At 44.6% G+C, this 16,636-nt stretch carries 21 protein-coding genes and 1 pseudogene; 4 read left to right on the top strand and 18 right to left on the bottom strand.

The window, feature by feature from the left end; translation table 11 throughout:
* Nucleotides 1-75: 75 nt before the first annotated feature.
* Nucleotides 76-450 carry a TnpV protein gene (locus tag B9O19_RS00875; RefSeq protein ID WP_001129922.1) on the bottom strand — a complete coding sequence of 125 codons (375 nt, stop codon included), beginning with the start codon at nt 448-450 and terminating at the stop codon, nt 76-78.
* Nucleotides 431-1,033 carry a P-loop NTPase family protein gene (locus B9O19_RS00870; protein ID WP_102364680.1) on the bottom strand — a complete coding sequence of 201 codons (603 nt, stop codon included), beginning with the start codon at nt 1,031-1,033 and terminating at the stop codon, nt 431-433. The genes B9O19_RS00875 and B9O19_RS00870 overlap by 20 nt, the downstream gene beginning before the upstream one ends.
* 75 nt (nt 1,034-1,108) lie before the next feature.
* On the opposite strand from B9O19_RS00870, the gene B9O19_RS00865 reads away from it, so the two are divergent.
* The 4 genes from B9O19_RS00865 to B9O19_RS00850 all read left to right on the top strand — a co-directional run bounded on the left by B9O19_RS00865 (nt 1,109) and on the right by B9O19_RS00850 (nt 2,351).
* The gene (locus B9O19_RS00865) at nt 1,109-1,288 is read left to right on the top strand and encodes a hypothetical protein (RefSeq protein WP_179947306.1); all 180 of its coding nucleotides are present in this window, start codon (nt 1,109-1,111) and stop codon (nt 1,286-1,288) included.
* Between the two features lie 124 nt (nt 1,289-1,412).
* A complete protein-coding gene (locus B9O19_RS00860; protein WP_102364679.1) occupies nt 1,413-1,787 on the top strand; it encodes a hypothetical protein in 375 nt (124 codons plus the stop codon).
* Between the two features lie 23 nt (nt 1,788-1,810).
* Nucleotides 1,811-2,143, top strand: a complete 333-nt coding sequence (locus B9O19_RS00855; RefSeq protein WP_015573057.1) for a hypothetical protein — start codon at nt 1,811-1,813, stop codon at nt 2,141-2,143.
* The gene (locus tag B9O19_RS00850; protein ID WP_015573058.1) at nt 2,130-2,351 is read left to right on the top strand and encodes a hypothetical protein; all 222 of its coding nucleotides are present in this window, start codon (nt 2,130-2,132) and stop codon (nt 2,349-2,351) included. Before B9O19_RS00855 ends, B9O19_RS00850 begins: the two co-directional genes overlap by 14 nt.
* A 58-nt stretch (nt 2,352-2,409) precedes the next feature.
* Here the strand turns inward: B9O19_RS00850 and B9O19_RS00845 are convergent, their stop codons facing one another.
* From B9O19_RS00845 to B9O19_RS00770, 16 genes and pseudogenes are all read right to left on the bottom strand, one after another.
* Entirely contained in the window at nt 2,410-4,119 is a 1,710-nt protein-coding gene (locus B9O19_RS00845; protein WP_015573059.1) for a CHAP domain-containing protein, read from the bottom strand.
* 40 nt (nt 4,120-4,159) lie between these two features.
* Complete coding sequence (gene srtB / locus B9O19_RS00840; RefSeq protein ID WP_015573060.1) at nt 4,160-4,930, bottom strand: class B sortase; 771 nt, start codon at nt 4,928-4,930, stop codon at nt 4,160-4,162.
* Between the two features lie 37 nt (nt 4,931-4,967).
* Nucleotides 4,968-7,301, bottom strand: coding sequence for a VirB4-like conjugal transfer ATPase, CD1110 family (locus B9O19_RS00835; protein ID WP_015573061.1), 2,334 nt, complete (start codon nt 7,299-7,301; stop codon nt 4,968-4,970).
* Nucleotides 7,294-7,659, bottom strand: a complete 366-nt coding sequence (locus B9O19_RS00830; protein ID WP_015573062.1) for a PrgI family protein — start codon at nt 7,657-7,659, stop codon at nt 7,294-7,296. Before B9O19_RS00830 ends, B9O19_RS00835 begins: the two co-directional genes overlap by 8 nt.
* Complete coding sequence (locus B9O19_RS00825; protein WP_015573063.1) at nt 7,659-7,844, bottom strand: hypothetical protein; 186 nt, start codon at nt 7,842-7,844, stop codon at nt 7,659-7,661. Before B9O19_RS00825 ends, B9O19_RS00830 begins: the two co-directional genes overlap by 1 nt.
* Before the next feature lie 14 nt (nt 7,845-7,858).
* Entirely contained in the window at nt 7,859-8,695 is an 837-nt protein-coding gene (locus tag B9O19_RS00820) for a hypothetical protein (protein WP_003525214.1), read from the bottom strand.
* A 73-nt stretch (nt 8,696-8,768) separates the two neighbouring features.
* Nucleotides 8,769-9,128 carry a glutamyl-tRNA amidotransferase subunit A gene (locus B9O19_RS00815; RefSeq protein ID WP_014635894.1) on the bottom strand — a complete coding sequence of 120 codons (360 nt, stop codon included), beginning with the start codon at nt 9,126-9,128 and terminating at the stop codon, nt 8,769-8,771.
* Nucleotides 9,129-9,267: 139 nt separating this feature from the next.
* Nucleotides 9,268-10,939 (bottom strand): annotated as a pseudogene (locus B9O19_RS00810) (VirD4-like conjugal transfer protein, CD1115 family); the annotation flags it as partial.
* Nucleotides 10,926-11,129 (bottom strand): hypothetical protein, encoded by a 204-nt coding sequence (locus B9O19_RS00805; protein ID WP_002606285.1) that lies wholly within the window; start codon nt 11,127-11,129, stop codon nt 10,926-10,928. The pseudogene B9O19_RS00810 and the gene B9O19_RS00805, both read right to left, overlap by 14 nt.
* 9 nt (nt 11,130-11,138) lie before the next feature.
* A complete protein-coding gene (locus B9O19_RS00800) occupies nt 11,139-12,023 on the bottom strand; it encodes a hypothetical protein (protein WP_015573064.1) in 885 nt (294 codons plus the stop codon).
* 5 nt (nt 12,024-12,028) lie between these two features.
* Nucleotides 12,029-12,823: a PcfB family protein gene (locus B9O19_RS00795; RefSeq protein WP_003525219.1), complete on the bottom strand. Its 795-nt coding sequence runs from the start codon at nt 12,821-12,823 to the stop codon at nt 12,029-12,031.
* Nucleotides 12,807-14,177, bottom strand: a complete 1,371-nt coding sequence (locus tag B9O19_RS00790; RefSeq protein WP_024721688.1) for a relaxase/mobilization nuclease domain-containing protein — start codon at nt 14,175-14,177, stop codon at nt 12,807-12,809. The genes B9O19_RS00795 and B9O19_RS00790 overlap by 17 nt, the downstream gene beginning before the upstream one ends.
* Nucleotides 14,168-14,509, bottom strand: coding sequence for a plasmid mobilization protein (locus tag B9O19_RS00785; RefSeq protein ID WP_024721689.1), 342 nt, complete (start codon nt 14,507-14,509; stop codon nt 14,168-14,170). The genes B9O19_RS00790 and B9O19_RS00785 overlap by 10 nt, the downstream gene beginning before the upstream one ends.
* Nucleotides 14,490-14,633: a DUF3789 domain-containing protein gene (locus B9O19_RS00780; RefSeq protein WP_081721142.1), complete on the bottom strand. Its 144-nt coding sequence runs from the start codon at nt 14,631-14,633 to the stop codon at nt 14,490-14,492. Before B9O19_RS00780 ends, B9O19_RS00785 begins: the two co-directional genes overlap by 20 nt.
* Before the next feature lie 133 nt (nt 14,634-14,766).
* Nucleotides 14,767-15,684: a DUF3846 domain-containing protein gene (locus B9O19_RS00775; protein WP_102364678.1), complete on the bottom strand. Its 918-nt coding sequence runs from the start codon at nt 15,682-15,684 to the stop codon at nt 14,767-14,769.
* Nucleotides 15,681-16,634, bottom strand: coding sequence for a DUF3991 and TOPRIM domain-containing protein (locus B9O19_RS00770; protein ID WP_024721691.1), 954 nt, complete (start codon nt 16,632-16,634; stop codon nt 15,681-15,683). The genes B9O19_RS00775 and B9O19_RS00770 overlap by 4 nt, the downstream gene beginning before the upstream one ends.
* Between the last annotated feature and the right edge of the window lie 2 nt (nt 16,635-16,636).

Genomic DNA, 16,636 nt, shown 5'->3' with positions numbered 1-16,636 from the left:
ACCTACATTATTTGTCAAGCTGACAAACTAAAGCAGAAAAAGCGGCAGGATTTCCCCCTGCCACTAATCATCTGTTTATGCAAAAATAATTTCCTTTTCCACAATCTCCCTCGCACAAGCCCTTATGTTATTGAGGCATCCTGTCCATTCTAAGGCGTTTTCTGCCTTTAGCTGTTCCGTTATGCCCTGTGCCTGTTTCATACCCTCTATGAGCCTTTCAAAGCGTTCCTGTGCCTGTCTGTTGATGTCGGCAAGGTAGGCGTTTAGCCTGCCGCTTGTAAGAAGATTGGTGTATGTAACTTTACGGTACTGTTTTAGATAATCTAAATGCCGTTGCCCCCAGATGCCTATTGCCTGTTCTTCTTCGGCGGGTACAGTTAAGCACGGTATCAAATAATCCCCTTGCCTTTCGTATTTGCCGCCCAGTTCCTCAAATAATGATTTTGCCATTGTCTGTTACCTCCACATTCTTTTTTATTTTGAATGTCCGCAAAATCCGTCCTACATCAATCGGATTTGATGGCAGATTCCAATGCACAATTCTTCGGCAATAATTGTGGAAATCCAATCCTTCTTGTCCTATGGAAGTAGATGCTAAAACAAATGGTCTAAATGGAGAATTGAAAGAATTTCTAACGCTCTTTTTTCTGTCTGCGTCCTTTTCTTTTCCATCTCCTTTAGTAAAGGCAACTGCAAAGTGAGAACGAATAGCAGTTGGTTTTTCCTTTGTTCCATTTGCTCTTGCCTTAAACGCATTGAATGTATCAATAGTGTATATTGTGGTTCTCACATCCATAGAACTTGCTATTGTATAGTGTAAGTTATCAACCAAATTATTGTCTGCGTCTAAACCGTTTGTAATTAAATGAGCATATTCATCAAACATAGCCTGAATGTTTCCCTGCTTGCAATAGGTAAGCAGATTTTCCCAATGTGCGTCCTCGCTTTTTTTACCACAAGCAAGCTCGACTGTGGCTGTAGACTCGGCTGTATTCATACGGTTTATAAAGATTTTTGCAATCTGACTTGGCAAATAACTTGGAAAAGTAGTTCCTCGTTTGCAGTAAGATTGATAGGTTCTGTTTATAGTTATTGCAGGAGAAGCTATATGAACTATGCTTCATATAATGGATATATAAAGAAACTGCTGGGACTTATTTTTATCCTGTCCGACGACTTTTCTATGTTCAAAGCAAAAGATAATAGAGACAGCGATTTGTTGATGTGTTTTACTTATCACACGCACAATGTCTATCTGAAAGATAGAGAAATAACTGATTTTGAATAATGTACTTGATGGCTACTCAAACGAGCAGCCATTATTTTTTTATTGACTTTTTTCAAGTAATAGTGTATTATAACAATGTGAAGTGTGCAGTTCACAATTTTAGGAGTAAAAGAGGTGATTAAAAGTGTCGAGAGTATACACCAGTTACAGTGAGGAAGAATTTGCTCTAATATCTAATGAATGCGAGCAATATGGAATGACCCCCTCTGCATTCCAAAAGTATTGTGTACTATTATACTTAGGACAAAATGCCGAGGAAATTAAAAAGATAGATATAGAAGAAATGAAACAAATTATGAATCAAGAACTTAATAACAAAAAAGTTGGAGACAAATTCATTGTAAGTGCTTTGTTACCACCGGAAAAGTGGTCAAATCTAAATCGAAGTCAAAAAATCACATTAAGCCTATATTTAAAGAACATAATAGAAAACTGTTCTGACAGATTTAGAGTATGTGATATTTTACACAATAATATCAAGCAATATGAAAGATACTAAAGTCAAGCGAAAGAAAAAATGTTATGGATTATTTGAAAACGGCAGATGAAATTGTTGATGTCTATTTTGTCACATATATAGAGTCTTGTGATAAGAATAATAATTCACATTCTACATCTTGGAGAAATAGATATATAGGTCAAGACGGTGTTATCTATATTCTTAAGAATGGAAACAGACAATTCTTTGTTTGGCATCCTGTTGACGATGATTTTAAACCAATTACTTCTTTGGGAATTATTAGTTCCCGTGATGATTATTATATTAAAAAGAACAATCTATTAGTAACAACTCAGAATTCCATTTACAAATTCAGGCTTATCAACAAGGAGGTGAACACTGATGATAAAACTTAACAAAATGGAACAAAATGAATATAACGCTTTTATTGTTGCTGTTGTTCCTTCATTATTACCCGGCACATACCACTTTAGAGACTTTTTCACAAATAGAGTTACATCTGCAAGAATCGGTCGTAAATTCTATGAAGATGTTGTCAATGGTATATATCCGCATATTTCTCTTGTTGGGACAAAGGCTTCAGAAGGTTATATTTGTTCTTGAGTAAATACCTGATTTCTCATAATGTACTTGATGGCTACTCAAACGAGCAGCCATCTTTTTAATATGCCGGAATACCGTATCCGTAGATAACAGAGCTTCCGACAGGGTATGTTTTGGTTCTGCAAGTGTCGCCTGAGTTGCCCTCAACGGTATAGACTGTACCGTTTTCGCATTTCTGAACAATACCGGTGTGGTCTGTCACACCGTCGCCCTCCCAGTCAAAGAAAATGATTGTACCGGGCGAAGGCTCATACGAACCGTCTGCCCACTGTCCTCGGTCTCTGAACCATTGTACACCGTTTACACAGCCGGCATACTTTGGAATAATACCGGCGTCGATATATCCGCACTCGTTAGCACACCAAGAGACGAAGCAGGCACACCATTCTACACGGGAGTCAAATCCGTACCAAGACCAGTAAGGCTGACCGCCTACATTACCCACCTGTGACAAGGCAACCGTTACGATTTGGTCGTCGCTGTATCCGATACCGTAAAGCACCTGAGACCATAGTTGATTGTTTTCGTCCTTTAGCAGCTCGGCAAGATACTCTTTCTGCTCCTGATTAAATCCGTACATAGCCGCCATTTCATCAACGGTCTTGTGCGATACCGTGATATACAGGAAAGTTTCTGTTACTGTGGTTTCGGTCTGTACGATGTTGCCGTGTCCGTCGTCGCTTTCTTCGATTTCGGTATGGGTTTTCGTTTCCGTTCGGGAAGAAATATCGTTCATTTCCCAAAAAATATCCGACAGTAGCTGCTTCTTGGTTTCATCAACCGTAGCAACCTCCATCGGATTGTCGGGGTCGGTATTCACTTTAACAGAATAGACCGCAAGAACATCTTTCCAAACAGCTCTGCTTCCGCTCATTTCAAGCACATCATAGCTTACAGAGTTCTTTTCCTGTTCCAATCGGTCATCATATTCCTGATTGATTTCCTGAACGACTGTCTGCATTGACATTCCCGTGCCGGAATCCTCTCCCGAAAAGAAGATACCGAACACAGAACCTGCAATCAAGGCTACAAGACATAGCACAATAATTACTACCACCGCAACCCAACCGCCGGCAGCGATAGCGGCAATAAGACCTTTTACCGCCGCTATGATTGCTTTTACTGCGGCAATGGTGGCTTTGGCTGCGGCTTTAATCGTAGCGGCTGTTGCTTTGGCTGTGGCTTTTGCCGCCTGTGCCGCTTTCTGCGAAGCCTTAACTGTCGCCTGAGCTGTTTTCTGTGCCGCTTTTGCCGCTTGCTGACTGGTTTTTATCGCAGTCTTTGCAGTCTGCTCAGCCGTCTTAACCGATTTCTGTGCGGTCTTTGTTGCTTCTTTTCCGGCAAACTTAATGGTTTTCTTTCCGGAGGAAGTGGCAGACTGCTTTATGGTCTTTTCCGCCTTATCGACAGTCTTAATCGCAGAGCTTGTGTTTTGCGAAGCCTGTTTTCTCAAAGACTGCTCGGCTCGCTGCTGCTTGAAACGCTGAATACCGTCCTTTGCGGTGCGGATATTCTCTTTTGTGGTTTCAAGTCCCTTTCGTCCCGCCTTGTCAAACGCATAGGCACCATCGTGAAACACCTCGTCAATACCGCTTTCCAGTTTATCGGAAGCGTATTCCTCGGCAGAACTGCTGTTGGCATTTACCGACCGCTCCGCCTTTTCTTTTGTTGCGATATACGCCTGCTTCATTCGTTGGGTTGCGACGGCAGCCTTATCTATTGTTCGTATCGTACCTTTTGCATTGTCTTTCGTTTTAATATCAGCCATACAATCCCTCCTTCCTATGCAGGCTGAACTACCTGTTGTATTATTCGTTTATTAGCTTCGCCACTACAACAAGTCTGCCGTTTGTCCGGGAATACTCACAGGTGGAAAGGGTCAGGAGCTTGTCGCCGTATTCGGCGGTTATGCCGGTTTCGTAAAGCGACAGTTTCTTGCACTTCTCAACATAGGCAGTGAAATCCTCGGCGGTGTCCGCATTGACGAACTGATAATATTTGAAGCTGTCGGGACTATCCGTATATACTACGGTTTTGAACACGGCAATTACTTCATAGGTCTGTCTATCGGTCAGCGTATCAAAGGATACTGTTTTGTGCTTTTCCCAAAAGCTCTTGTCCTTGAATTTCATAAGACCGGCGAACATAGAGCCGTCGTTCATATGATGACCGTAGATAATGATATTGTCGCTTGGCAGTTCCATATCGCAGTTTTCCTGAACATAAGGACAGCCGTAGTCGGTGTATGCCTTATCAAAGCCGTGCTTCAGATAGAAGTTCGGGTTGTCCTTTGACTGCATAACGGGATAATTGATTTTTGTGTCCTCAACCTTAATCCAGCCGACCATATCGTTATTTTGCAGATAAAGCTCCTGATACTCCGGGATAAAGGTCTTTTCTTCGGAGTAGTTCATCAGCTCTGTGGTTTCTTCAGGCTCGGTCTCCACAACCTCAATCAGATTGTCGTACATCTCAGCCTGCTTTGCAGAGTCGCAATAGTGCTTGATGAGAAAACCTGAACTGACGGCAAATACAATGCTGAAAGCACAGATTATGGCAATATAGATTTTGTTTTTCATAGGTGTTTCCTTTCTCATTTACAGAATAGGGCAAGGGTTATGCACCCTCGCCCGGTTTGGTTGTCATCAGCTTATACAGCTTCGTATTCTTCGGGAACTTATTTGCAAACGGCACAAGCGAACTGCCGACCTTAATCAATCCGTGTCCTGCGTCAACATTCGTGATATACGAAAGCTGGAGGTCAGAAATGTTAAGGAGCTTTGCAAGCTCAATTCTGTCGGTTGACGCCTGATTGAGCATAATCAAAAACTCGCTGTTTGCAAGCATAGTTCTCGCTGTATGGCTCTGCAAAAGGTCGTCCACATTCTGTGTAATGCCGGTGGCATAAGCGCCGTACTTTCTTACACGCTTCCAAAGCGTAAACAGGAAGTTTGCAGAATACTCGTGCTGGAACAGGAGGTAGATTTCATCAATGAAGATAAAGGTCTGCTTACCTTTAGCACGGTTCTGTGTAATACGGTTCAGAATAGAGTCGAGGACGACAAGCATACCGATAGGCATAAGCTGCTTGCCGAGGTCAAGAATGTCATAACAGATAAGTCGGTTATCCGTATCAACATTGGTTGGCTTTGCAAAGGTATTCAAAGAACCGTGAGTAAACAGCTCGATAGCAAGGGCGATTTCCTTTGCTTCCGGCTCGTCCTGTTTCAAAAGCTCCGCACGAAAATCCTGCAAGGTAGGAACAGTACCGGTATATCCTCTCTGCTGATAGTCTCGGTAAACACTTGCCGTACAACGGTCGATGATAGATTTCTGCTTTGCTCCGAGGTTTGTACCGCCGATAAGCTGTTCGCAAAGGGACATAATGAACTCGGATTTCAGGATAACCGGGTTTGCTCCGTCGCCGTATTCCTTGTTCATATCCATCGCATTGATATGGCTCGGAGAAGTAGCGGAAATATTGATTATTTCGCCGCCGAGAGCTTTTACAAGCTGCGAATACTCTCGCTCAGGGTCTATGATAATAACATCTGCATTGGAGGAAAGAATGATATTTTCAATTTCACCCTTTGCCGCAAAGGATTTTCCGCCGCCGGATACGCCGAGAATAAAAGAGTTGCCGTTGAGTAGCTGTCTGCGGTCGGCAATAATCATATTTTTACTGATGACATTCTGACCGTAGTAAATGCCGTTTTCGTGGTAAATGTCCTGAACCCTGAAGGGAATAAAGACCGCAAGGCTTTCTGTGGTAAGGGTTCTGAATGCGTCAATCTTGCGTGTTCCAAAGGGCATAGCCGTATTCAGTCCGTCCATCTGCTGATACTTGAGAACGGCAAACTGGCACAAATGCTTTCTTGCCGTAGTAAGCAGAGCTTCGGTGTCGTTATCAAGCTGTTCTTTGGAGTCCGCAGTATGAACCATAGTGAGTACAGCGAACATCATTCGCTGATCACGAGTGGTAAGGTCATCAAGGAACTCCTTCATTTCCTTTTTCTGCTGTTCCATATCATACGGAACGGTAGCGGAAAAGTTATTGTTCTGATTCTGCTTTCTCTGCCAGTTGGTTATATTCGTCTCAACCCCAAGCAGTCTGCTCTCTGCTTCTCGCACCGCTTCATCGGTAGGAACAGGTACGATGTCAATGGACATCATCAGGTTGCGGTTCAGGTCGGTAAGCTCGGCTACCATACTGTCCTTGATATAGGAAGCGTACTCACGAAGAAAAAGGACTCTCCCGTAACGGTTTCCCATTTTGAAGTAGTCCTTTTCAAATTCCATTGTATCGGGGCAAACATAATCCTTGAAATCGTGTCCCTTCTTTCTCGTTTCCTTAATATTGAAGTGGTAGGCGGTTTCCTCCCCGACACGGAAGAAATCGTGGACAATTCTCAGTCTCTCATCGGTTTCAAGCTCCACACATTTGCTTCCGAGTCTTGCAAAGTGGGCAATCAGGTCAGCACCGACACGGGCAAAATAGGTTCGTGCGTCCTCCACGCTCTTTTTATTGATGGAGATAGTAACATATTTATCCTGAACGATGGCATTTGCCCCGGTTGCCTTGTCGAGAAGCATTTTGTTATATTCCTCTCGGTAAACATCAAGCTCATCGCCGGTTTCGGGGATAAGAATGGTTTTCTCAAAGTCAAGACGGTTAAGCCGTCTGTTGTTGATAGTCAGCTTTGTAGTAGCTCCGCTGTCAAGAGAGTTGAGAAGCTCGGAGTATTCAAGGAACATTGCTTCCTTATCCTCACGGCTCGCTACGGCATAGTTAATATCCGTGAACTTGAAGCTTTTGGAATACTTGTCCTTGCCTACACGGAAAATGCCGTCATCATAAATAGCGGTAATGGGAATACAATCCTGTACGCCCTTTGGTACTACGAACTTTTCTTTGTCCTGCTTTAACAGGTTTGTAAGAGTTTTAATCATTGTTCTTATAAGCCTCCTTCTGTTTTTGTTCGATTGTCGGTTTCATCAATTCGTAATAGGTGTTGGTGGAATGAAAGACCAGCTTTTTCGGCATAAGGAACTCGGACTTTATCCACGCCCATATAAATTTCTCAGCCGTCATTCCGTTGTATTTCACAAAGCCGAGAGCCGCAAAAGGGGCAGCTCCCAAAATGCACACCCACGATACAGTTTCTGTTCCGAGGTACGGTTTTAGGAGGAAGTAAAGTCCTACCGCTACCGCACAGGCGAGGACAGAAAAAATGAACTGTCTGAGCGACAGTCCAAAAAACATTGACTCTGTGTAATTTCGTATCTCTCGGTTAATTTTGACTTCCATCAAAAGCTCCTTTCTCTGCGATATGCTTGTTTTGCGTGACGGATTTCATCAGAGCAGACGCAGGTGTCCGCAAGGCAAATCACATTGCCGTTTTTCTTTCCTCCGTAATACACACAATATTTGCAGTCGCAGTCGGCAGGCGTATAGCCCTGCCATCTATCGTTATTATTCTTGTTTTTCTTCATCAGAGAACCTCCCGTTATAAGCCCATCATTTCACGGATAATTCGGTCGCTCATCTTAACCGCACCGACAAGCACAAGCATATTGAATACCAGTTCGCCGATATATGCCCATACCTGAGTAACGGCTGCTGCGTCAGGGTTCACTACCGGCGGCGTAGAAGCAAATAGGGAGAAGATGATACAAGCAAGTACAATTACTGCTCCCTCAAGCAAAACGGCACAGTAGCTCTTTATAAAGCTCTTACCCACATTCTGCGACGGTTCTCCGGCAAATGTGGAAAGCGGTATCGGAGCGAGAGCAGTGTACATATACAGCTTGAAAAATCGTCCGTACACCGTCATTATCATAATGAACGACAAGACCGTGATAAACAGTCCGCCGATAAGAGTAACCGCCCACAATGGGATACTTTCAAAAAATCCGCAGCTTTCAATGGTTGTTACCATTTCAGCAGGTAAAGTTGTTTGATTGGGCGTACCGAATCCCGCAGATGTCATAATGGTTGAAATCGTACCTTGTACGATGTCGAACAGGGCAAGCATAAGCTCCAGCCCGTAGGTAATCACACCTTTGGCAATGGCAAAGCGGATAAACAGCTTTAATGCGTGTTCCGGTTTCTTTACATCGGTAAAACTTCCGCAGGTGCGAACCACACCGACAACAAAAAACAGAACAAGCAGGGCAAGACCGATAGCCTGAACTGCTCCGTTGATATTCACCATTACCGACCAAATACTGCCGCCTTTGAACTGTTGCGGCGAAGTGGTTAGCAACTGCCATATTTCCGAAAGCTTGCTGTTCCAAGTTTCAAGGGCATTTTCGAGGTTCTGAACTACCCAGTTATCACTCATCTGTTTGCACCTCCTTTAAGATTAGGGGCATACCTGAAATGCCAGGTATGCCCCGTTTGATAACTGTGTTCTCTTAACCGGTAATAAGGGTAAGGATTTCCTTTGCAAAGGTAATGATGATACCGCCTGCAAGAGTCAGGAAACCGTTGGCTCTCTGAGACGGGTCGTGAGACTTCAAAGAGAGACCGACCTGAACGATACCGAAGCCAAGCAGGATAAGACCGATGGCACGGATAAGACCGAAGATGAAATCGGACAGATTGTTGACTACGGTAATCGGGTCGCTGGCGGCAAAAGCGGTAACGCTCATACCGCAAACAAGAGTTGCTGCTGCGATTACGGCGCAGTAAGCACGGAAGCCTTTCTGAACCTTTCCGGTCATAGGCAGCTTCTGAGTAGTTTTCTTTTCGTTGTTCTTCTTAAAAATGTTCATTGTGTTTTCCTCCGTTAAAATAAGTTTTTATTCACTTCAAAATCCTCATCGGACAGAAGTTCGTAATTGGTTTCTCCGTAGCTTTCCTCCGGAAGTTCTTCCGGGTCAATAGAAAGAACGGAAATTGATGAGTGCTTGATGGTCACTTCGCCGTGTTTATATGCAGAAGCCTTTCCATCGGTTGTAAGTGCCACATTCGGGTGCTTCAAGATGTCGTACTTGAAGTCCATAACGGGGCGTTCTCCACGAATAAACAGAATTGCATATTGGTTATCAAGCATACGAACCTCATCAGGAGTAAGAAGCTCTCGACCGCTAATCTGATAATTTGTGGAGTAGTTGCCGCTTCGACCGGTACTTTTTCCGAAAGTGTTGGTATCAATGGTTTCCTTGCCGAGAAGCTCGGACACATATTTGTGGGTGCTTTGCTCGTTGCCGCCGAGATATAAAAACTCGTCGCAGTTACCTACAATGCTTTCCCATTGCTTTTCAAACAAGGCTTTAAGCTGTGCCAAGTTCTGCAAGATAATACTTACCGATACCCCACGGGAACGCATAACCGAAAGAATTTTGTCGAAGTCATCAGGGAGTGAAACATTCGCAAACTCGTCCATCAAAAAATGAACGGGAACGGGAAGCGAGCCGCCGTGAATATGGTCGGCAGCATAAAACAACTGCTGAAAAAGCTGTGTGTAAAGGATAGATACCAAGAAGTTAAAGCTGGAATCGTTATCCGGTATCAAAGCGAACAGAGCGACCTTTTTCTCTCCGAGTGACGGGAGGTCAAGCTCGTCTGTGGTGGTTAAAGAAGCAAGACTTTCAAGGTTGAACTTTTCCAGTCTTGCCGCAAGGGTTATCTGTATGGACTTTAAGGTTTTCGCCGCACCTGAATGATAGGAACGGTAATACTTCAAAGCAATGTGGTCGGGATTCGACATCTCCAATTCCGCAAACAGTTCATCAAGAGGAGAAGGTCTTGTGTCCTCCTCGTCCTCAATCGCACCGGCTCTGAGCATTTCCATTATCATTGCAAAGTTCTGTTCATCTTCGGGTGCTTCATAATGAAGATAAAATACAAGTGCAAGCAAAAGCATTGAAGCCGAGGTATCCCAAAAGGGGTCTTGTGATTGACTTCCTTTCGGAGTGGTACTCTTAAAAAGGTTCGTCACGAGCTTTTGCACATCGTTGTCATTCTGCAAATAGACAAACGGGTTATAGCAATGGCTTTTCTCCATTGAAATCAAATCGAGAACACGGACTTCATAGCCTTTGCTTTCAAGCAGCTTTCCGGTATCTCGGAGAATTTCGCCCTTTGGGTCAAGAATGACAAATGATGTGTTGCACTGCATAAGATTCGGCTTGCAGTAAAACCTTGTCTTACCGGCTCCCGAACCGCCGCACACAAGGGTGTTTAAGTTTCTTCGGTGTTTCTTCGCATTGAGTCCGATACAGACATTTTGCGTCATCAGCTTATTTGCAGAAGCCGGAGACTGTCTGTATTTTTTGTTTACGGCTCTTGCATTGCCCCATTTTGCAGAACCGTGTTCTTCACGCCTTCGGTAATTCTTCTGTGTTGAGAAGTAAATCCCAATACCCATTGCATAGCAGAGAAGCAAAACGAGGACAGTTTTTAGGCTGTCCTCGCATAGCTCAATATGAAATGGTTCGTTGAACGCTGTTAATAGGCTCGGCAGTATTTCCGGCAATCCTCCTTTTACAGAGGGTGCAATCAGAAGTGCCAGCCATACGACCGGGATAATACCGATGACGGAAAGAATAATAGCAGACTGCCTCTCGTTATCTCGATTCACAGGAGCGTTCCTTTTCGATAACTTTGAACTTTTTCTTTGGGGCAGTTCCGACCTTGATGATAAGGTCGTCCACCGCATCGGTAGATTTGCCCTCGTTCATCAAATCTGTTTTCTCGTCGTTGAGAGAACGGATAATAATGCCGTGTTCATAATCGTCCAATGCGATATGATACATTTCTTCCTTCGCCATAGTCTCACCTTATCTTTCGTAGTCTTTGCTTCGTTCCTGCTTTTTCTTGTAAAGCTCATCGGAAACACGGGAGTGAATATCCGCCATTGCGTTTCTCGTTTTGGAAAGCTCATAGCGAATGTCCTTCGGCTCTTTGCCGGCGAGCTTTTCAGGGATACGGTTGATAGCAAAATTCTGTGTATCGACGCCGTACTTTTTGCAAAGCATATAGCCGATACATACTGCCTGAAAGCCCATATCCGCTCTGCTGTAACTGTCGCTGTTGATAGAGAGCTGTGCGTGGCCAAGCTCCTGTGCTACGCACTGAGCGACCGCTACGCTGTCTCCCACATCACGCTTTACATACAAGGTCTGTTCCTCGTTGTTATAAAACGCCGCCATATTGGGATACGGAAGCTCATTTGTTGCTTCCACTTCAACCGGGGAAGAATCCAGCATAACGGTAATGAGTGCTTTCGGGTCACGGTTGACAGTCGGTGCAGGCGGTCTTTTGCCGTTGGTCTGCGAAACATCAAAGACCTTTTTCACATTGTAGGAAATGCCGGTCGTACCGTCTTTCTTTGCATACTCGACAGGTTCAAGAATGGAAATGCTTTTCGCACCTTTCTGAATTTTCACATTATCTTTGCTCCAGTCATCAAAGTTTTTAAGCTGGCTTGCTTCGGGAAGCTGCTTGAAAATCAGAAGTGCGTTGACCGCAGAGTATCTGTCAAGACGGCTCTGCGTATCAAGGAAGGCTTTGAACTTTTCCGGGTCGGAAACAATCGCCTTTGCGGTGTCGTCCGCCATCTGATATACGGCTTCTTTTTCAGCCTTCATCTTCTCGGCATATTCCTCTTTGGAAAGTCGTTTGCTCTGCTGTCCTGCCTTAGCAGGGGTAAAATTGTTTGTCATTGTGATTACCTCTCTTTCACATTTTTGCTTTTAGGTTTCGGCTGCTGGTGTACGGTCTGTGCCGGGGCGTTCTTGACTTCCGGCTTTGATACCTCCGGCTCTTTGCGTTCTGCTTCTTTCTGCTGCTTGGACTGTGCCTTATATCGGTCAAGCTTTGCTTTTACCGACGGCTTTCTCTGTCTGTCGCTTACAGTACCCTTATCAGTTTGCATATCTACCGGCTCGGAGTCGTGCCTTGACGGAGGGTTTTTGTCCGTTTTGGCGACTGTGGGGTTTGACTGGGAATACCCCTCTTTCTGAATAGGTTTTCTGACGGCTTCCTCAGTGATGATTTCGTTTTTGGTTTTCGTCGGCTTGTCTTTCTCCAAAGCTTCACGCTTTTCGACAGCCTTCTGAGACTCGGTGACAATCGCAGCCTTATCAACTTTACCGAGTTCAAATCTCTCAACGATTCTCTGAATTTTGGAAGCGTCCTCTGCACGGGCAATAATATCAATCGGGACATTATCGCCCTTTGTGTTTTTATCCCTGAGTACGCAGTAGAGAACGCCGTAGCGTTTTGCCTGCTCGGTAAACTTCTTCAAGTCCTTGTTGGGGATAGAAAACACCTTCAGCTCCTTGCCCGACTTAATCATATTAGTAAGTCGAGCCTTGCCTTTTGTTTTCTGTTCCTGTTTGAGAACAGAGACTAAAAGAACGGCAATATTCTTTGCTGCCGCTCCGCTTAATTTTGCGGCTACTTCAAAGCCTTCAAGCGATAGCCTGACGACCTGTTCTGCCGCATCACCTCCGTTTGTCATTACGGTTCTGCTCCTTTCGTTCTTGTTTTTCTTCGTAAACTCTTACCGTTTCAAGGTTGGCTTCAATAACCTTTGACCTTTCGGCTATGTCATCACAAAGACCGACCTCTTTGCGGAGAGTCCACAGCTTGCTCGTGATTGCCGTAATCTGCTCTTTGACATTTGATAGCTCATCGTCACTCAAATTTCTTCTTAACTGTTTTCGCAGGTGCGTTCTATCGTCAGTCAAGGATTTGATTTGCGACAACACGGACTCTTTATATGAGAAAAGCTGCTCGTCGGTAGAAATGTTCTCCCGTCCAAGCAGCCTTGTCTCCTGAGTGATTTTGTCGAGCTTCAGCAAATCTTCTTTCAAAAGATAGTGAAGCCTTGCGGTATTCTGTTTTTTGTACTTCGGCAGATAACCCAGCTTATAGCAGTAATGCAGATACAGCCCATACAGTCCGCCGACCTTTTTGACTTTGTGTTCTCTTGTGGGCATTCGGTACTGCCTGACTCTTACCGTTTCCTTTGCAAAAGGAACGATAAGAACCTTTTGATTTTCCGTCAGCCTACGCTTGATTGCGTCCTCGGTATAATTCTCTCCGAGTGATTTAAGTCGTATCGGCTTCTTGTATCCTTTCGGGACAATCGTCCAATACTTTCGACTGTCGCTGAGACAATGTTCATAGCCCATCTGAGTCAGGATATAATCAAAGGTCTTTAAGTTGGTGCTGTGTGCAATCGCTTCATCAATGGCGTCACGGGTCATTGAATATCGGCTCGGCATACCGGCTTGTTCCTGCTTGTAGTAATAAGAGGATTGCTTACTGCGGTTTGGGTTCGGATTGTAATACAGTCCGTACTTTTCACAAAGGCAGTCGGCAACCAAACGAAACTTGAACCACGCTTTTTCGTCGCCCCATAACCGCTTGCCGTCCACAAAGGAAACGGAGTTTATTACATAATGACAGTGCAGGTGTTTCGTGTTCAGATGAGTAGTAACCACCACCTGAAATCTTTTGCCCCACACTTCGTTTGCAAATTCCATTCCGATTTTCTGTGCAAGCTCCGGGGATATGTCCTGTTCCTTAAAGCTCAGGTATCCGTGATAGGCTTGAATGCCGTCGTCTTTGCCGTATGCTTTTTTTACAGATATAAACTGGTCTCTTGCGGTCGCAGGGTTGCAGTTGATACCCTCTACGAAAAACTCACGCTCGGTTTTTTCTTCGTCCTTTGCATAGCTGAGAACATCACGGAGAGCCTGATACTGTTCCTCGGTGTAAATGTCTGCCGCCGTCTTTTCGGGATTGGCGGCATAGTCGATTACCTGACCGAGCCTTGATGTGACCGACCACAATTTACTTACTGCCATTTCATATCGCTCTTATCGGGTCTTAAAAAAGTACGCTCCACATCAGCCTGAAACTTGTGCCAACGCTCGGCTTCCTTTTTGAGCTGCGGTGCGTCCACAAATCCGAGGGTGTTTGCTTTCGCCGCAAGCTGATTGATGTTGTTGCCGATAGCGGAAAGCTCACGCATAACATCGTAAAATCTTTCATCGGGCTTTTCTCTCGGCTCGTATCCTCTGAGAAGCAAACGGATAAGTCCGCCTTCGGAAAGACACGCCCGCTTTGCTTTTTTCTGCAAATCCTGAGCTTCTGCCTTGTTCATCAGAATGTGCTTTTCAATGTTTCTCTTGCTCATTTTTATCGCTGTCCTTTCTGTAAATATAGTGTCTGTCCCGGTTTATCTGAAACAGGCACATTGTTGTTACTCCGAAAAAGCCGCCGATGAGTAACCCGGCGGCGACCAATACTATCTCCCGCAAAGCTTATGCTCCTTTCTTGCTTGGGGTATTAGGGGCAACCCCTAACGAGTGTACCGTTTTGGACATTCCTGTCCATAAATGGTCTGCTCGCTAAGATTATGCAGACACTCAGGGTTGCCCCATAGATTGACTCTTATCTCTCCATATCCTTTGAGACAGGCTTATACGGCTTTGCTTCAATACCGTCCAAGGACTTATAAAATCTCTCCGGGTATTTGAACTTTTCCTCGTACTTACGAGCCAGTTCTTTCGGCATACTGAGGAACTTTTCCGACTCAATCGGTGCGTATGCAATGAAGAACTTGCCGGCAATAATGTCGAGCATTTCACGGTTGCTGTCGTCTTTCACATAACATTTTTCAATCTTCCAACCATCCTTGCCGCCGTGTTCATCAGCCATATACGCTTCCAGTCGCACACATTTATCCGAGCCGTCAAGGGAAGAAGCATAGATAGAATATCCTCCCATACCCTCAATGAAAGCCTTATTGTTACTGCTGACAACATAGGTTCTTTGTTCCTCTGTGTAAGGCTTGTCAAAGCTGTCATCCGTAAAAACAATATATCCGGTCGTGTGGTTTCTTTCTTTTTCTGCCTGCCGGAAATGAGCTTTCAACTGCGGATAACTCATCTCAACATTCTCAGGCTCGGAATAAACTGCCCTGTTCAACGGCAAGCCGTTCATCTTTCCTTCATCGTTGCAGATGATGGCAACTTCGTCCTCAAAGGGCATATATTCTTCAATATCTCCCTCCACAAGAGACTGCATTGCTTCAAGCGTATCCTCGATTTCAATGAGCTTCGGATACCTGCCCGGCTCAACAAGAATGACGGAAATCTTCTCAGGTGCTTCTACCTTTTCAAAGGTATCCTCGTTAATATTCAAGGCGAGGGAGCTTCCGTTTTCCCAACTCATATGAATCTGTCCGGCGTCGTCAACGAATTTAACCGTTCCTTTCAGACCGTAGGGCATTTGACTTTCGCCAGCCATTTCAGTGAGTACAATCTGCGTTCCCTCCGGGTACATTTCTCTGATTTCTTTTAGTTTCATCGTGCAAAACTCCTTTCGGTTTTATCTTTTATTCCCAAGCGTTTACAAAGAAAGTCGTTGACATCTTTCCCATATTGGGGAGGGTCGTCAACGACTTCATACTTATCTGAAAGAATCGTCTGCAACGCTTTGGTCGCTTTTCTTCCGGCAATATCATTGTCCAAATGAAGAACAATTCGCCTGATTGTTTTGTCCTTTTCAAGCAGCCTGCCGAGTGTAACAGGCACTTTCGAGTCCTCGATTTTCTGCTTTGGGGAATACACTCCCGCAAGAGAAACAAGGTTAAACTGTCGCCAGTCTTTGCCCTCCAGCTTCATCAAAGTTGCATAGGAAAGCAGGTCAATGGCACACTCAAAAAGATGAACCTCTCCGGTGTTCTCGGCAGTCAGGCGGAAAGAATATTGCTTTTTGCTTCCGGTGCAGTCGCCCATAATTCTTGATTGATTTGTTGCTCTGTATGCGGCGTATTTAGGTTCTTTGTTCTCGTCATAGCCGATAAAAACAGCATTATGATATGGGAGCGACTCGATGATTAGCTTCTGTTCCAAGCAGTAGTTGATAATTTCATAATCAATCCCACGCCCGAAAAGATAATCAAATACCACATCGGTAGTGGGGCTTTTTTCAGGCAGAAGCAAAGGCTGGTTCTCATAACTTTTGATGTTTTCACAAGTCGGAAAGCTGACTGAACCGTTTCCCATAATGGTCTGAACCGCCTCCACAAAATCCATTCCACGGACTTTGATAAGGTAATCGAGGGCAGATTTGCCCCCGATACCTCTCGACCACCACATCCATTTGCCGTTGGAAATCTTCAAGCTGTCGTGGGTTCTTGTGGTGTAGGTGTTACTTGAAAATTTAACAAGCTCGCCCGGTTCATACTCTCTAAGATAGGTTAATAAATCCATTCGTTTGGCTTCGGTTATGACTTCCGGTGCAATATACGGCATAA

Origin of the sequence: Monoglobus pectinilyticus, from assembly GCF_002874775.1 — a bacterium.
Taxonomy (GTDB): domain Bacteria; phylum Bacillota; class Clostridia; order Monoglobales; family Monoglobaceae; genus Monoglobus; species Monoglobus pectinilyticus.
Note: the sequence above shows the minus strand (reverse complement) of the source record. Positions and strands in the feature narration are given on the sequence as shown.

Bases quoted from the DNA above. Each gene is read 5' to 3' on its own strand.
- B9O19_RS00865 (WP_179947306.1), top strand. From the start codon at position 1,109: ATGAACTATGCTTCATATAATGGATATATAAAGAAACTGCTGGGACTT.
- B9O19_RS00790 (WP_024721688.1), bottom strand. From the start codon at position 14,177: ATGGCAGTAAGTAAATTGTGGTCGGTCACATCAAGGCTCGGTCAGGTA.
- B9O19_RS00850 (WP_015573058.1), top strand. From the start codon at position 2,130: ATGATAAAACTTAACAAAATGGAACAAAATGAATATAACGCTTTTATT.
- B9O19_RS00835 (WP_015573061.1), bottom strand. From the start codon at position 7,301: ATGATTAAAACTCTTACAAACCTGTTAAAGCAGGACAAAGAAAAGTTC.
- B9O19_RS00770 (WP_024721691.1), bottom strand. From the start codon at position 16,634: ATGCCGTATATTGCACCGGAAGTCATAACCGAAGCCAAACGAATGGAT.
- srtB (WP_015573060.1), bottom strand. From the start codon at position 4,930: ATGAAAAACAAAATCTATATTGCCATAATCTGTGCTTTCAGCATTGTA.
- B9O19_RS00855 (WP_015573057.1), top strand. From the start codon at position 1,811: ATGGATTATTTGAAAACGGCAGATGAAATTGTTGATGTCTATTTTGTC.
- B9O19_RS00825 (WP_015573063.1), bottom strand. From the start codon at position 7,844: ATGAAGAAAAACAAGAATAATAACGATAGATGGCAGGGCTATACGCCT.
- B9O19_RS00845 (WP_015573059.1), bottom strand. From the start codon at position 4,119: ATGGCTGATATTAAAACGAAAGACAATGCAAAAGGTACGATACGAACA.
- B9O19_RS00805 (WP_002606285.1), bottom strand. From the start codon at position 11,129: ATGGCGAAGGAAGAAATGTATCATATCGCATTGGACGATTATGAACAC.
- B9O19_RS00775 (WP_102364678.1), bottom strand. From the start codon at position 15,684: ATGAAACTAAAAGAAATCAGAGAAATGTACCCGGAGGGAACGCAGATT.
- B9O19_RS00815 (WP_014635894.1), bottom strand. From the start codon at position 9,128: ATGAACATTTTTAAGAAGAACAACGAAAAGAAAACTACTCAGAAGCTG.
- B9O19_RS00875 (WP_001129922.1), bottom strand. From the start codon at position 450: ATGGCAAAATCATTATTTGAGGAACTGGGCGGCAAATACGAAAGGCAA.
- B9O19_RS00785 (WP_024721689.1), bottom strand. From the start codon at position 14,509: ATGAGCAAGAGAAACATTGAAAAGCACATTCTGATGAACAAGGCAGAA.
- B9O19_RS00800 (WP_015573064.1), bottom strand. From the start codon at position 12,023: ATGACAAACAATTTTACCCCTGCTAAGGCAGGACAGCAGAGCAAACGA.
- B9O19_RS00830 (WP_015573062.1), bottom strand. From the start codon at position 7,659: ATGGAAGTCAAAATTAACCGAGAGATACGAAATTACACAGAGTCAATG.
- B9O19_RS00820 (WP_003525214.1), bottom strand. From the start codon at position 8,695: ATGAGTGATAACTGGGTAGTTCAGAACCTCGAAAATGCCCTTGAAACT.
- B9O19_RS00795 (WP_003525219.1), bottom strand. From the start codon at position 12,823: ATGACAAACGGAGGTGATGCGGCAGAACAGGTCGTCAGGCTATCGCTT.